Here is a 12,834-nt window from a genome sequence, read left to right as displayed (position 1 = left end):
TTGAAGGAGCAAACGGTAGGCGAATATAAGCAAGTTATAGAGGCCTGTAAAGACATATTTCTGAAGAAGACCAAAGATTACGGAACGGCATGGAGAATACTCAGGCTGCCTTCTATCACGGATCAGATTTTTATCAAGGCCAAGCGCATTCAATCTATTCAGAATAAAGGAAATCAGAAGGTGGGCGATGATATTGCTGGAGAGTTTATAGGCATTATCAATTACTGTATTATTGCGTTGATCCAGATGGAGTTGAGCGAAGATGACCCCTTCGAAATGGAAGTGGAAACCCTTGAACCTTTGTACGACCAAAAAGTGGAAAGCACTTTTAATCTGTTAATGAATAAAAATCACGATTATGGTGAAGCTTGGCGCGACATGCGGGTGAGTTCTATGACGGATATTATTCTGATGAAATTGCTCCGCGTGAAGCAGATTGAAGACAACCAAGGGCAAACCATCATTTCTGAAGGAATTGATGCCAATTATCAAGACATGATCAATTACGCAGTGTTTTGCTTGATCTTAATGAAATTTTCAAAATCATGAAGCTATTAACCTCGATTTCAAGGTATTTGGTAGGAGGACTTTTTATTTTCTCTGGCCTAATTAAGATTAACGACCCTGTAGGGACGCAGATAAAACTAGAGGAATATTTTACCGTTTTCTCAGTAGATATTGCTCCATTTTTTGATGCACTAAAACCAGCTGCATTATTCCTTTCAGTGCTGCTTTCTACTTTAGAAATAGTACTCGGGCTAGCAGTATTGTTGAGGTATAAGCCGCAAATCGTAACCAAGTTGCTTTTGGCCATGATTGTGTTTTTCACCTTCCTTACTTTCTATTCAGCCTATTTCAATAAAGTAACCGACTGCGGTTGTTTTGGCGATGCCATTAAACTTACGCCTTGGGAATCGTTTACTAAAGACATCATTCTCTTGGTTTTAATACTGGTGCTATTCATTAATCGGAAGAAAGAAGAACTTACAGCTGGCATTAAAACTAAGTCAATTGCTTTGGCAGGAACGCTTGTGTTTTGCTTGGTGATTTCATTCTTGGCCATTGCTCATTTACCTTTTATCGATTTCAGAGCTTATAAGGAAAGAACCCATATTCCTACCGAAATGCTGCCACCCGGAAATGACCCAAATGAGGTGCCTAAAATCACTAATTTTGCCATGTGGAGCGATACGGCAGACGAAACGCAAAATATTCTGACAGGAAGAAAGCTGTTGGTGGTAATTCACGAAGCGAACAAAACCGATGCGGATTCATACCTTGATTTAAACGCATTGATTAGTGCCTTAGGGAATCAAGTGGAGGCAATTGCAGTAACTGCTTCCTCTGGCCAGCAATTTGAAGAGCTAAGGCATAGTGTTCAATTGGCCATTCCTTATGTGTATTCCGATGCTACTTTGCTCAAAACTATGGTGCGCTCAAACCCTGGTTTAGTACTGATAGAAAACGGAACAATCTTAAAGAAATGGCATTACAACGATATTCCATCGGCCAGTGATTTAATGTCCAATTTCAGGTAATGAATCAAATCGGCAGGATTTATTTAGTGGGCTTACCAGCCTCGGGTAAAACTACAATTGGAAAACAATTGGCCGAACATTTAGGTGTCCAGTTCATCGATTTGGACGCTGAAGTTGTTAAGGTGGTGGGGCAGTCCATTCCCGAATACTTCGATTTTCAAGGAGAGGGGAACTTCAGAATTAAAGAAAAGGAGACACTGAGAAATCTAGGTTCTGCCAATGAGCAGTTTGTGATGGCTACTGGTGGTGGGGCACCTTGTTTCCATTTCAATATGGATCATATGAATGAAATGGGAACCACGATATTTTTAGATGTTAGTCCCGGAGATTTAGCCTTGCGAATACTAGATCAGGGCGTTGAAAAAAGACCACTTTTTAAAAGTTACGATCAGCAAGATTTGATTCAGGAAGTGCGTGATTTGGCCGAAAGAAGACTCTCTTTTTATAATGAGGCCAAAATAAAAATACGAGACAACCGAATCACACTGGATAAAGTTATCTCGTATTTAAACCCTTAGCTAAAACTAGGTTTTAGAAATTCAATCCAAAAGTCAGTTTTGCATTTGTAAAATTGTGCTTAATGATTGTCAATGGAGAATCTTCGAGCACTGCCATTCTATAACTTCTAAATGATTGATCATATTTGGTGTTTACTAAGGCTAAATCGAAGAAGTATTTCCCCATATTAATTCCTAAACCACCTGAAACAATCTTTCTCGATCTATCTAATTCTACTCCGTCAAAATTACTTTTGTATGGGTCGCCATAGTTTGCATAACCTAGCCTAAACCTAAACATCTCGTAGCGGTATTCTCCACCTAGTTTAATGTTGGTTACAGAATTGTAAATATTTTCAATGGTGGCATTGTCAGGCCCAGTAAAGAAATCATTCGATGAAATATTGGCATTGGCATAATTTAAATGCTCGATATCCGCTGTGATAAATCCGTTTTTATTAAAGAAAAAGGCCAAGCCAGCATTCAATTTTGAAGGTGTCCTTAAATTGAAAGTAGAAACAAATATGTCTGTTGCGGTTTCTAATCTGTTCAGAACAGTGTCTTCCAAAATGATGCGATTGCCTTGGTTATTTCTAAAATTTGAAACATCGTAATTATTCCAGTCCGAAACGTAAATATTGTCTCCCTCTTCATTAAAGTTGTTGTAGGTAGGAGATGTGTAAGATAAGCCCACTCTCAAAGCATCCATAGGACGAATAATTGCGCCAATATTGAAGTTTACACCCGTTCCATTCAACTCTAGTCTTTCATCTATGGTAAAAGATTTAAGTGGTTCGTTGGTAAAGCTTTCCGTATAAATTCTACTATTCGTGTAGCTAGAAGAGGTAATTCCCATTCCAGCCCCTAAATATATTTTGTCGTCAAAATTGGTTCCGTATGCAATATTCACCTGATCGGTATAACCTTTAGTTCTAAGAGTTTCCGTTTGTGTGGGAAAACCTAAAACCGGAGAATGGTAGAGTGTTTCATCATTGGGGTCAGGGTTGATAATATAATGGTCGTATCCAGTTTGAGCTATTCCATTAAGCTCTTCTGGAAAAAAGCCATCCGCCTGCTGGAGCATATTGTCAATAATGGAGTTGTTGCCATTGAATCCGCTGGACAGAACATTTCTATTAAAGTCATTAATCCTATTGTATGTAACGGCCAATGATCCCCCTCTAAATGTTCCAGGAACAAGATCTCCCTTATTGAAATTGATCACTACGCCTAAATTAGCGATGGTGAATTTGGTGGCTTCATCTTTATTAATAGTACCAAAGGAATTTCCTTCAGTTTGTAAAGTTGAAAAACCAGGGGTAAAGGTGAATTGAGATCTATTGAAAACACCAAGCCCAGCGGGGTTGTAAATAGCAGAGCTAATGTCTCCACCAAGTGCCGAACCAGAACCTGCTAATGCTGAAAATCTCGCAGTTCCAAAGTTTTGTAATTGACTATACCTTAAGGCATCATTATAATAACCAAAGGATCCTTGTTGAATTTGTGCCTGAGAGGTTTGAAATAGGCAAACCACGCCCAGGCTTATCATAATAAGCTTTATTCCAAGTTTCATGTTTTGTGAGTTTTTGTGAGTTTTATTAATTACCTCTTCCGCTTCTTGATGAACTGTTACTACTACTTCTTGATGAGCTAGAACTGCTGGTATTACCAGAGCGGCTGCTAGAGCTAGAACTTCTTGAAGAAGAACTACTCACTGTTCCCGATGATCTGCTCGAAGAAGAACTGCTACTTCTACTAGAAGAAACTCCACTACTTCTTGATGAGCTCGAGGAAGATCTACTGGCGGACACGCCAGAACTTCTGCTACTGCTTGAAGATCGACTGTAAGTTGGTGTTGCCGATCTTGTAGAACTTGATCTGCTAAATAAGTTGCTACTAGAAGAACTACTTCTTCCTGAAGTTACTCGAGAGGTAGTGCTTCTGCTACTTCTGGCTGTGCTGCTTCTTACTACGTTTGAACGTGTTAATCGGCTGTCGTTAGAAAACTGATAAGCATTGGTATTTACCCTTGAACTTCTAGTATTGCCAGCTGTAGTAGCTGTAGAGCTATTTCTTCCCCCTATTACTTGATAGCTATCTGTAGAGCCTCCAGATCTAGATCCTCTGGTACCTAAATCACTAGCATATCTAGCAGAACGCGTATTCGGAGTTGAACCATTTACAGCATCAGTTCTTACACTACTTACAGAAGTTGAAGTTATTCTACCGCCTCTAGTCACATCTCTACCATTTCGGTTTACTAGATTTCCCTCATTGTTGTAGTAATAATTACTAGTGTAATAATAGTTATATGGCCTTCTGTTCCATCTACTCCATCCCCAAGGGCGACCGTAATAGTTGTATGAGGTGTAGAATGGTGAATAAAATCCGCCATAGTCCCAGAATGGATCATAATAAGGGCTCCAGAATGGATCAAAAGAACCGAATCTATTCAAACTTACATAAGTCATGCTGGAAAAAAAGTAAGGAGAATAACCTGCAGAAACAAATGCGATATCTAAACCTACTCTTGGAGTACCAAATCCATTTCTTCTATTACCATATCTTCCAGATAGGTAGTTGTTCATTCTGAAATCACGGTTTAAATAGTATTGTTCATACCAAGCCAATTGGAATTGAAAATCATTTGCCATAAGACTATTAAAACTGTTTCTATCCCAATCTGTATTCCAGTCTAATGGTAATTCATAATAGGCCAAGTTTTCATTTTCGTAATCGTATATGAAATCATCATAGTTTAGCTCGCTGGCTTTGGTTACCAAAGGGCCTTCTTCAAAATAGACTACTTCTCTATCCTGGCTATTGTTGTATTTTGTTACCAGCATAGGGTCTACCGATTCGCTTGAATAGTCACCCAGCGAAAATGCTTTTTCGTTAGAAGACTCAATTTCTTTTGTCGATTCAATAATCGTTGGTTTGCTTGTTCTGTCTGCTGATGTAAAGTATACATCATCATACTCTTGGGAAGATTGAAATTGGTTTGGTGAGCATGCAAACACCGTAAGCATACTGAGTGGTGCCATTAATATCCGGATGTAGTCTCGTCTTTTCATGATGTTTCCTCCTTGGCTTTTTTATGTTAACGTGTATTTATCAAAATTGGTCGATAAAATAATCGAATGATATATCTTTGTATCAACTATTTTAACAACCATTAACAAACAAGATTCATACCAAACAACTGATATGAGCAAAGGATTACCAAAAAGAAGTGAAGATTACTCGTTGTGGTACAATGAGCTGGTGAAAAAAGCAGATTTAGCTGAAAATTCACCTGTTCGTGGTTGCATGGTAATCAAACCCTATGGCTTTTCCATCTGGGAGAAAATGCAGGCAGAGATTGATCGAATGTTTAAAGAAACTGGGCATGTGAATGCATATTTCCCTCTTTTCATTCCAAAATCATACCTAAGTAAAGAAGCTGACCATGTAGAGGGGTTTGCTAAGGAATGTGCCGTAGTCACTCATTATCGTTTAATGAACGACCCTGACGGAAAGGGAGTTGTAGTGGATCCTGATGCTAAATTGGAGGAAGAACTTATTGTTAGGCCAACTTCGGAAACAGTAATTTGGAACACTTATAAGAACTGGGTGCAATCTTACAGAGATTTACCTCTACTCATAAACCAATGGGCTAATGTGGTTCGATGGGAAATGCGAACTCGCCTTTTCTTAAGAACAGCCGAATTTCTTTGGCAAGAAGGGCATACCGCTCATGCTACTAAGCAAGAAGCAATTGACGAATCTGTGCAAATGATGAATGTCTATGCTGAGTTCGCTGAAAATTTCATGGCCATGCCAGTGGTTAAAGGAATAAAATCAGAAAGCGAAAGGTTTGCAGGTGCTGTAGAAACCTATTGTATCGAAGCTTTGATGCAAGACGGAAAAGCGCTTCAAGCGGGAACTTCTCACTTCTTAGGGCAGAATTTCGCAAAGGCTTTCGATGTGAAATTTACGAATAAAGAAGGAGTGCAAGATTTTGTTTGGGGAACTTCATGGGGTGTAAGTACAAGGTTGATCGGAGCGTTGATTATGGCGCATTCAGATGATCAAGGCTTAGTGCTTCCTCCAAAATTGGCGCCAATACAGGTGGTAATTGTACCTATATATAAAGGAGAAGAACAACTTCAAACCATTTCTGATAAAGTAGCTGAGCTTACCAAAGGTTTGAAAGCTAAAGGTATTTCTGTGAAATTTGATAACCGTGACACTTACAAGCCAGGTTTCAAATTTGCCGAATGGGAATTAAAAGGTGTGCCAGTTAGGCTGGCCATTGGACCAAAGGATTTAGAAAATAACTCTGTTGAAATTGCCCGAAGAGACACTGGTGAAAAAGAACTTTTCAGCTTAGAAAATAACTTGGCCGATAAAGTTGAAGCTTTATTAGAAGAAATTCAGAATTCTATTTATCAAAAAGCATTCAATTTCAGAGCCGAAAACACTACTGAGGTGGATACTTATGATGATTTCAAAAAAGTTATTGATGGGAAGGGAGGCTTTGTTTCTGCTCATTGGGATGGTACAGCCGAAACCGAAGACAAGATTAAAACAGAGACTAAAGCAACCATACGTTGTATTCCTTTAGATAGAAAAGAAGAAGCTAGTGTTTGTATCTACTCTGGAAAACCATCTGCTGGCCGAGTACTTTTTGCAAAAGCGTACTGATATTACTAATAAATAGTATATTCGGACAAGTTTAAAAAGCTGAGCAAATGGGAGAGTGGATTGCTATTATTCTATTGGTGATCATCGGGTTGATTCTAATTTATATAGAATTGCTCTTTGTGCCAGGTACTACCGTAGTAGGTGTGGTTGGCTTTGCCCTTACTTGCGCGGGGATTTACCTTACCTATGAGAAACACGGTGCTTTGGCAGGTAATTATATGCTTGTGGGCTCTTTTCTTATTTCGGTGGTGGCCATTTACTTTAGCTTTAAATCGAAATCCTGGGATCGGTTTTCACTCAAAGACACTAACAAGGGTAAATTCAATGAGGGTTACTCTTTGGGCTTGGAAGTTGGGATGGAAGGAATTGCAATTTCTGATTTAAAGCCTGTTGGCAAAGGGGAGTTTGGAGATAAAAGTTACGAAGTAGTTTCCATGGGTTCTCACATTGAATCAGGTAGTAGAATTGAAATCATTAAAGTTCTAGGGAATAGAATTACAGTTGAACGAATAAATAATTAGATATGAATGAATACATAACGCTGGTGGCCATAGGAGCCGGTATAATTCTGTTTTTTGCTTTTTTCTATTTCGTGCCAGTCAATCTATGGATTACGGCTAGGTTTTCGAATGTTAAGGTAGGCTTGCTTGAACTTGTGTTCATGCGTATTAGAAAAGTACCGCCAAGAATTGTAGTAGACGCTATGATTACGGCTACAAAAGCGGGTTTGGAGCTTACTACTACTGAACTTGAAACTCATTATTTAGCAGGTGGCCATGTTCCTTCTGTAATTAAAGCACTTATTTCTGCCGACAAAGCAAACATCACTTTAGGCTTTAAACAAGCTACAGCAATTGATCTTGCGGGTAGAGATGTATTTGAAGCAGTACAGATTTCGGTAAACCCAAAAGTAATCACTACGCCTAAAGTAGCGGCTGTGGCTGCTGATGGTATTCAGTTGGTGGCTGTGGCAAGAGTAACCGTTCGTGCTAACATTCAGCAATTAGTTGGGGGAGCAGGTGAAGATACTATCCTTGCCAGAGTAGGTGAAGGTATTGTAACTTCAATTGGTTCTGCTGCTTCTCATAAAGAAGTGTTAGCCAACCCAGATAAAATTTCGAAACTGGTACTAAGCCGTGGTTTGGATGCTGGAACTGCATTCGAAATTCTTTCTATTGACATTGCGGATGTAGATGTAGGGGTGAACATTGGCGCGATACTTCAAACTGACCAAGCACAGGCCGACTTGAAAGTAGCAGAAGCTAAGGCAGAAGAAAGACGTGCGATGGCCGTTGCTCAAGAACAAGAAATGAAAGCCAAGTCGCAAGAGGCAAGGGCTAAGGTAATTGAAGCGGAAGCAGAAGTGCCTAAAGCATTGGCCGAAGCTTTCAGAAGCGGTCGTTTAGGAGTGATGGATTATTATAAAATGGAGAACATTCAAGCCGATACGGACATGAGAGAATCTATTGCTAATCCAGAGCAAAAATCGACTTCAAGAAGAAAGTCTGACGACAAGGATAAAAAATAATAATCTTCCTCGGGAGAACTTCAAAAGGCTGTCTGCAAAGGCGGCCTTTTTTTGTTTTACATGCTGATGAGAATAAGTGCTGCAATGGCAAGTACTATTCCTATAATATTCAGCTTGCTTGGGTATTCTCTAAAAATAAAGGCTGCGAAAATTGTAGAAGTAATGATGATTCCGATGTTCAGTACCGGATAAAGAACTGCGCCATTATTGTCGAAAGCAGAAAGTGCTTTGATTTGAAAGTAAATTGAAAAGTAATTCGGTATGCCTAAGTAGAGACCTCCCAGAATGTCTTTCTTACGCACTTTAATTTTACGTACCAAAATTACAGTGCTCCCAATAATAAAAGCCGTACCGAAAGTAATGATAGGGTAAATACCTTCTATATGTGCTTCAATCAAGTTTTCGCTAGCGTAATTTAGCCAAGTGTCTAGGGCTCCGCCCAGTAAAAAAACAGCAAAAGGTAAGGCCACATAACCAAGAGTTATCGGCTCTTTTATCTCTAATGAAACCTTTTTCTTCGATACCAAAAAGATAGCCACAAAGGCAGTAATGATACCTGTGTAGTTCCAAAGGCCAAGTTCAGAAGTCCCTATCTTCAGAATAAATAGACTAAACAAAACTGGAATAGCCAATGACATTTTGGTAGCTACTGTAGCCACGGCAACGCCTCTTAATTGAGTAGTTAAGGCCATCAGGTAAAATGTGCCAATAAATAATAAACCCAATGCTGAAGCACTATAGAACCAAGGTTGGTCGAAAGCGATATTGGATTTTATATGCCCAAAACCCACATAAATACTCCCTGTAATTACACAAACCAAGTAATTGGTAACAATGGCAGGGAAAGTGCTGATTTTAAATCGTGTAAACGACCTAAAGGAAAGAAAAACGGCAACATTGCCAAGTATTGCGAGTAAAAGGTAAAGCATAGCGCGCGAAGATACAGAATAGATTAATTGTTACTTTAGTGATTAAATAACTGCCGTGAAAAAACCTGAAGTCTATACATTCGATTCGAAACCCGATTTGAGGGGGAACCTGACTTATTTAGAGGAATTGAAAAGCATTCCTTTTGAAATAAAACGTGTGTATTGGCTCTACGATTTGCCAGAACAGCAAGTAAGGGGTGACCATGCTCATAAAACTGGTGAGCAGGTTATTGTTGCTATCAAGGGTAAAGTTGAGGTTTTGTTAGAATCCAAAAAAGGTGATTTATTCAATTGTACTTTAGATAAGGCAGATAAAGCGCTTTATATTCCGCCCATGTGGTGGGGGCGAATGATTTTTAGAAAAGATACCATTATGATTGGTCTCGCCTCCGATGAGTTTGATGAGAATGATTACATAAGAAAACGCTCTGAGTTCAAATGAGAAACCTGAAAGTGACTGAAGCTTTACCAGAAAACACCAAAAGGGCTTTTTCTGAACTGCTTTATACACAACCTAATTTTCTTATTGGCAATAACCAATTGCCGCAAATCCATTTCTATTTATTTGATCATACGACCAAGGTTGGAGTAGGTCATATTGGTTTTTCTTTGGAAGAAGGAACCGCATTTAGTCCTTATCGAGCTCCTTTTGGAGGTTTTACTTTAGCTCATGATTTGACCAGCACAGAAATCACCTTCTTTATTTTTGAAGTTCTGAGAAAACTCAAAGAACAAGGTGTGAATTCCATCCAAATGAAATTGGCACCCTATTGTTATTTCAATAATCCCCAGTTTTTGAAGGAAAACTTAGTTCATGCGGGTTTTGACTTAGTCGAACAATTGGAATATCAGGCGATACATATTACTAATCAAGCCTTTGAAGCGGGCTTAGCTTCTATGGAAGTTCGCAAATTGAAGAAATGCAAAGAGGCAGGTTTTGTGTTCAGTAGGCTTCCAAAGCATAAATTGGCCGATGTATTTGATTTCGTGAAAAACCAGCGTCAGAAAAAGGGTTACGAATTCTCCATGGATTGGCCTCAGATGAAATTAGCACAAAAATTAAATGCCGAAGCTTATATTCCCTTTGTAGTGAAAGATGGTGAGCGAATTATAGCAGCTACCATTGGCATTTTAGCTTCTGATAAAGTCCTCTATAATTTCTCTCCAGCACATCATCCTGAATATGACCAGTTAAGTCCAGTGGTTTTGCTTACGGAAGGACTTTACGATTTTTGCAGAGCAAAGGAATTAAACTACCTTGATTTAGGTACGTCTTACCTTAGCGGTAAGGTAAACGAAGGGCTCAAACAGTTTAAGTCGCATTTAGGTGGCCAAAGCTTTTTGAGCTACAGTTTTCGGAAAGCCGTATCTTAGCATTAAATCTTTTGCTGTTGGCGTCTCAATTCTTTAAAAGTTCTCGATGGTCTTTTCTCGCAGTGGTGTTTCGCGCCATTGGAGGACTCACTATCAATAAACTCTTTGCGGTTTTCTTCGGTACTAACGGCATCACGCTACTCTCTCACTTTCAAAACCTTACTTCATTATTTACCCTGCTTCCTTCTGAAGGAATCAATAGGGCAGTAATGAAGCATTGGTCGGACCCTAAAGCCAGTGAACAGAGTAAACATAAACTTTGGCAAACAGGCTTTTGGGTAACTAACCTGATTTTTATAGTCATTTTCTGTTTGCTCTTTTTTTGGCGAAGAGATTACTTTTTTAGTCGATTTGTAGAGTTTTATAGCATTGTTCAGTTTCTGGTAATTTTCCTTCCGGCCATCTTTCTAATGTTGATGACTGGCTTACTTAATTCGGTCATTCTTTCATTTCGAGATGTAAAGGGCTATGCCTTAGTTAGTATTTCGGGAATTATTCTTCTGGTGGTCGTGGTACTCTGGGCGGTAAGCTTAGGTAATTTAGACCAGGCACTTCTTAGTTTTGTAGTGGGCTATGGGCTTATGTTTTTCTGTTCGTTGGTTTACTTTGCTCTAAATAGAAATAAGGTTAAGCTACGGATTGCCCCCCCCGATGGAGCTTCATTAAAGAAAATAAGTCAGTTCGTTATAATGGCCATTAGCTCTATTGTGCTTGGCAAACTGTTAGACTTTATGGTTCGTGATTATGTAATTGAACTGTATGGCTTGGATCGAACCGGACTTTGGCAGTCCGTAGCAAAAATGTCGAGTAGTTATTTGTTGGTGTTTAGCGGCACGGTAGGAGTGGTGTATTATCCTAAAATGGCATCGCTTATTCATGATGAAGTTGCCTTAAGGAGCTATGTACTGAAAGTAATGGGTTTCGTAGGCTTCATAACCGTAATTTGTTTGGGGATTTATTACTTCAATCGTGAATTTATATTAAACCTCTTCTTTGCAAAAGGCTTTGAAAGAGCAGCCTACTTGGTGCGTTTTCAGGCTATTGGCGACTTCTTTTGTATTCTTTCTTACCTGTTGGCTTATTTACTTTCTGCCAGAGTGCTAACCGTAAAATATATTGTAGCGCAGTTATTTTCAGCTCTCATTTATGTCACATTGGTATATTTATTAATGGATCGGTTTAATTTAGAAGCCCTTACATTGGCTTACTTATGGCGCTACATTGGCTTCTTCCTTATCCTCATTCTGTTTAATAGGAAATTCTTATTCAAATGAATCCACTCGTTTCGGTAATATGTATTTCCTATAATCATGCTCCTTATATAAGTGAGGCTTTAAATTCGGTTTTCGGCCAAATTTATACTGAAATAGAAATCATTATTTTGGACGATGGAAGCTCAGATACTAGCGTTGGAGAAATTGAAAAGATGATTCAAGGTAAACCAGAAGTGGTTTTTATCCCTAATATTGAAAATGAGGGCTACACTCCAATTTTTAATAAGGGCTTAGCTTTAGCAAAAGGGAAGTACATCGTTGATTTTGCTTTAGACGATGTAATGCGTCCTGATTTTTTAAGCAAAAGTGTCGAACGACTTGAAGCATTAGCTGAAGAATACGGGGTCTGTTTTAGCAATGCGGACTACATAAATTCTAAGTCAGAGATAATTGGTAATCATAATGATACGCTTCGAGCTAAGAAGTTGATTTCTGAAATTCCTCAAGGCGATATTTTCGAAATGGTGCTTAAGCGCTACTTCATTTGCACTCCTACTATGGTCATTCGCAAAAGTGTTTTCGATAGAATGGGGGGCTATGATGAAAGCTTGGCTTATGAAGATTTTGATTTTTGGGTGCGTTCTTCTCGTTACTATAAATACACTTTTATAGATGAGGTTCTGATGCAGAAACGCAAATTGACAAGCAGTATGTCGGCATTGAGGTATAAGCATCAGCACAATGATCAGATGCAGTCGGTATTTACCGTTTGTAGAAAGGTTTTTAGCTTATGTAAAAGCAAATCAGAGTTAGATTCGCTCTACCTTAGACTGTCCTATGAACATCGTCAATGCATTCGTTATCAGGTTTATGCTTTAGCTGATCAATACATTAGTTTGGTAAAGAAAATAGGTCGAAACACCTTTAAATTACAGCTAATTGGTTTTTCAATTCGGTTGGGTTTTAACCGAAATCGCTTCTAAAGAGCCATCCAATATCGGCTGTGTTTTCAAAAAAAACTTGTGATTTTAAAAATCATAAGGGACGAATCGTAGCCGTTTATCCCAT

General features: G+C 38.9%; 13 protein-coding genes. 10 read left to right on the top strand and 3 right to left on the bottom strand.

All coding sequences use genetic code 11. The features are described from left to right. Genes AWW67_RS04405 through AWW67_RS04395 form a run of 3 tightly spaced genes read left to right on the top strand, consistent with a single transcriptional unit; the run spans position 1 to position 2,056 of the window. Positions 1-549: a DUF1599 domain-containing protein gene (locus tag AWW67_RS04405; RefSeq protein ID WP_053222862.1), complete on the top strand. Its 549-nt coding sequence runs from the start codon at positions 1-3 to the stop codon at positions 547-549. Next, on the top strand, positions 546-1,538 hold the full coding sequence (locus tag AWW67_RS04400; RefSeq protein ID WP_062300468.1) for a MauE/DoxX family redox-associated membrane protein: 993 nt from the start codon (positions 546-548) through the stop codon (positions 1,536-1,538). Before AWW67_RS04405 ends, AWW67_RS04400 begins: the two co-directional genes overlap by 4 nt. Further along, entirely contained in the window at positions 1,538-2,056 is a 519-nt protein-coding gene (locus AWW67_RS04395) for a shikimate kinase (RefSeq protein ID WP_062300467.1), read from the top strand. Before AWW67_RS04400 ends, AWW67_RS04395 begins: the two co-directional genes overlap by 1 nt. A 13-nt stretch (positions 2,057-2,069) precedes the next feature. Here the strand turns inward: AWW67_RS04395 and AWW67_RS04390 are convergent, their stop codons facing one another. Both AWW67_RS04390 and AWW67_RS04385 read right to left on the bottom strand, forming a co-directional pair. Beyond that, positions 2,070-3,608 (bottom strand): OmpP1/FadL family transporter, encoded by a 1,539-nt coding sequence (locus tag AWW67_RS04390; protein WP_062300466.1) that lies wholly within the window; start codon positions 3,606-3,608, stop codon positions 2,070-2,072. 25 nt (positions 3,609-3,633) lie between these two features. Continuing rightward, positions 3,634-5,109 carry a hypothetical protein gene (locus AWW67_RS04385; RefSeq protein WP_141655377.1) on the bottom strand — a complete coding sequence of 492 codons (1,476 nt, stop codon included), beginning with the start codon at positions 5,107-5,109 and terminating at the stop codon, positions 3,634-3,636. A gap of 133 nt (positions 5,110-5,242) precedes the next feature. Between AWW67_RS04385 and proS the strand changes: the two genes are divergently transcribed. The 3 genes from proS to floA are packed head-to-tail and all read left to right on the top strand — an operon-like array spanning position 5,243 to position 8,249. Next, positions 5,243-6,721 carry a proline--tRNA ligase gene (gene proS / locus AWW67_RS04380; RefSeq protein WP_062300464.1) on the top strand — a complete coding sequence of 493 codons (1,479 nt, stop codon included), beginning with the start codon at positions 5,243-5,245 and terminating at the stop codon, positions 6,719-6,721. 47 nt (positions 6,722-6,768) lie between these two features. Further along, positions 6,769-7,242, top strand: a complete 474-nt coding sequence (locus AWW67_RS04375) for an NfeD family protein (RefSeq protein WP_053222857.1) — start codon at positions 6,769-6,771, stop codon at positions 7,240-7,242. Positions 7,243-7,244: 2 nt separating this feature from the next. Further along, positions 7,245-8,249, top strand: a complete 1,005-nt coding sequence (gene floA / locus AWW67_RS04370) for a flotillin-like protein FloA (protein ID WP_062300463.1) — start codon at positions 7,245-7,247, stop codon at positions 8,247-8,249. A gap of 56 nt (positions 8,250-8,305) precedes the next feature. Here floA and AWW67_RS04365 read toward each other — a convergent pair whose 3' ends face one another. Then, positions 8,306-9,178 carry a hypothetical protein gene (locus tag AWW67_RS04365; protein WP_062300462.1) on the bottom strand — a complete coding sequence of 291 codons (873 nt, stop codon included), beginning with the start codon at positions 9,176-9,178 and terminating at the stop codon, positions 8,306-8,308. Positions 9,179-9,233: 55 nt separating this feature from the next. On the opposite strand from AWW67_RS04365, the gene AWW67_RS04360 reads away from it, so the two are divergent. Genes AWW67_RS04360 through AWW67_RS04345 form a run of 4 tightly spaced genes read left to right on the top strand, consistent with a single transcriptional unit; the run spans position 9,234 to position 12,749 of the window. Then, positions 9,234-9,620 (top strand): sugar 3,4-ketoisomerase, encoded by a 387-nt coding sequence (locus AWW67_RS04360; RefSeq protein WP_053222854.1) that lies wholly within the window; start codon positions 9,234-9,236, stop codon positions 9,618-9,620. Next, positions 9,617-10,552: a GNAT family N-acetyltransferase gene (locus tag AWW67_RS04355; RefSeq protein ID WP_062300461.1), complete on the top strand. Its 936-nt coding sequence runs from the start codon at positions 9,617-9,619 to the stop codon at positions 10,550-10,552. The genes AWW67_RS04360 and AWW67_RS04355 overlap by 4 nt, the downstream gene beginning before the upstream one ends. A gap of 17 nt (positions 10,553-10,569) precedes the next feature. Further along, positions 10,570-11,826 (top strand): MATE family efflux transporter, encoded by a 1,257-nt coding sequence (locus AWW67_RS04350; protein WP_141655376.1) that lies wholly within the window; start codon positions 10,570-10,572, stop codon positions 11,824-11,826. After that, on the top strand, positions 11,823-12,749 hold the full coding sequence (locus AWW67_RS04345) for a glycosyltransferase family 2 protein (RefSeq protein WP_062300459.1): 927 nt from the start codon (positions 11,823-11,825) through the stop codon (positions 12,747-12,749). The genes AWW67_RS04350 and AWW67_RS04345 overlap by 4 nt, the downstream gene beginning before the upstream one ends. Positions 12,750-12,834 lie beyond the last annotated feature (85 nt).

The organism is Roseivirga seohaensis (genome assembly GCF_001592945.1).
Taxonomy (GTDB): Bacteria; Bacteroidota; Bacteroidia; order Cytophagales; family Cyclobacteriaceae; genus Roseivirga; species Roseivirga seohaensis.
Note: the sequence above shows the minus strand (reverse complement) of the source record. Positions and strands in the feature narration are given on the sequence as shown.

Coding starts and splice junctions, on each gene's coding strand:
- AWW67_RS04400 (WP_062300468.1), top strand. CDS start 546: ATGAAGCTATTAACCTCGATTTCAAGGTATTTGGTAGGAGGACTTTTT.
- AWW67_RS04395 (WP_062300467.1), top strand. CDS start 1,538: ATGAATCAAATCGGCAGGATTTATTTAGTGGGCTTACCAGCCTCGGGT.
- AWW67_RS04390 (WP_062300466.1), bottom strand. CDS start 3,608: ATGAAACTTGGAATAAAGCTTATTATGATAAGCCTGGGCGTGGTTTGC.
- AWW67_RS04385 (WP_141655377.1), bottom strand. CDS start 5,109: ATGAAAAGACGAGACTACATCCGGATATTAATGGCACCACTCAGTATG.
- proS (WP_062300464.1), top strand. CDS start 5,243: ATGAGCAAAGGATTACCAAAAAGAAGTGAAGATTACTCGTTGTGGTAC.
- AWW67_RS04375 (WP_053222857.1), top strand. CDS start 6,769: ATGGGAGAGTGGATTGCTATTATTCTATTGGTGATCATCGGGTTGATT.
- floA (WP_062300463.1), top strand. CDS start 7,245: ATGAATGAATACATAACGCTGGTGGCCATAGGAGCCGGTATAATTCTG.
- AWW67_RS04365 (WP_062300462.1), bottom strand. CDS start 9,178: ATGCTTTACCTTTTACTCGCAATACTTGGCAATGTTGCCGTTTTTCTT.
- AWW67_RS04355 (WP_062300461.1), top strand. CDS start 9,617: ATGAGAAACCTGAAAGTGACTGAAGCTTTACCAGAAAACACCAAAAGG.
- AWW67_RS04345 (WP_062300459.1), top strand. CDS start 11,823: ATGAATCCACTCGTTTCGGTAATATGTATTTCCTATAATCATGCTCCT.